Here is a 1,663-nt window from a genome sequence, read left to right on the forward strand (position 1 = left end):
CATGCCAGCGGGTTGGCGGAGTCAGGATAGGGCATGCCCACGATGGTGACCCAGAAGTCGGATGCCGTGAACGTCGACCAGTCACCCGACCACAGCAGCCGCACGTCGGGATAGCGCTGCCGGAGGTCCAGATGCTCCTGCAGCGTCATGGTGTTGTCCCACACCACACCTTGGTCGACGACGCCGGGGCGTTTGGAGCTCAGTTGCGGCACCCAATGGTCGGCGACGGTGACGGCCACGAATGGCCGGTCCTCATCGGCAATCTCACGCAGCCGCTGCGCGGCGTCCAGCGGCGCGGTGGCGGCCGTGCTTTGGGGGTAGACGGGCTGCGTGGTCGAGGACGGTTCCGGCTGGTAGGTGGTCACGCTGGGCGGGGTTTGGGCCAGTTCCGGTGAGGGGGTCTGCGGCTCCGTGTTCCGGCCGGCGACAACTGCGATCGCCGTCAGCACCACGACGGCGACGAGCAGCAGCGCGGCGGTGGCAATCAAGGCCGGCAGCAAGTACTTTCCACGGCCTTGTGCCGCCGGAGCCGGTGGGGGAGGAGGGTATTGGACGTTGAAGGGTGGGTAGCTACCCGGTCCCGCCCTGTATTGGGGCGCCTCCATCGTGGGCGCACCGGCCGCCGACGCTCCCTCTGCGAGGGCACGCTTGGCGGCGCGGCCCAGCGCTCCGGCACTGCCGTAACGGTCATCGGGGTGTTTGGCCATGCCGCGGGCAACGACGTCGTCGAACGATGCCGGAACGCGGGCATTGACCGCACTGGGCCGCGGCGGTGGGGACGACAGATGCGCCGCGATGATCTGGGCGCTGTGGCCCGCGAACGGCTTGTGGCCCGTCAACGCCTCGTGGAGAACGCAGGCCAGCGCATAGACATCGACCGCCGGTGTTGCCTCGGAGCCCTCAAACCGCTCCGGCGCCATGTAGTCGAAGCTGCCCACCTGATAGCCCGCCATCGTCAGGTGGGTGTCGCCCATGGTCTCGGCGATACCGAAGTCCACCAGGTAGGCGAAGTCGTCCGGCGTGACGATGATGTTCTGTGGTTTCACTTCGCGATGGATCAGTCCTTCGGCGTGGGCGGCATCGAGCGCGGCGGCGATCTGGCCGACGATGTCGGTGGCGCGCTGCGGGTCCAGGGCGCCTCTCTTGAGCATGTCGTGCAGGGTCTGGCCCCGGACCAGCCGCATGTCGATGTAGAGGACGTTGTCGATCTCGCCCCAGTCGTGGATCGGGATGACATGCGGCTCCTGGAGGATGGCCGCGGCACGCGATTCGCGCAGGAAACGGGCACGGAATTTCTCGTCATCGGCATACTGCTCGTTGAGCAGCTTCAACGCGACCGTTCTGCACTTGTCGGTGTCGTAGGCCTCGTGCACCTTGCCCATGCCGCCCGTGCCGAGCAGTCGGACAACCTTGTACTTGCCGAACATCCCGCCGACGGGCGACTTCACCGCATTCCCTGCTTCCTTTCGCCACGGTCAGTATCCGACGAGACGGCGGGCGGCGCAGGTGTTTGCCGGGGAAGCCCTATCGCGGGACGCGGTGCTGGCCGGCTAGTCCTTCCCGCAACAGCCGACGTCGGCAAGCCGGTCCAGCTGCTCGAGGAATTGGTGGGCTTCGCGGTAGGCGGCGGCCGTCGACGGCTTTTGGCAGGGCATCTTGCGCA

General features: G+C 67.2%; 1 protein-coding gene. It reads right to left on the bottom strand.

Going from position 1 to position 1,663, the window contains the following annotated elements; translation table 11 throughout:
* Positions 1 to 1,448 (bottom strand): serine/threonine-protein kinase (locus tag AC2VON_RS16395; RefSeq protein ID WP_486953896.1); only part of this gene is annotated, 1,448 nt, incomplete at its 3' end.
* Positions 1,449 to 1,663 lie beyond the last annotated feature (215 nt).

The sequence above is a fragment of the Mycobacterium sp. TH-M82 genome (assembly GCF_057473605.1).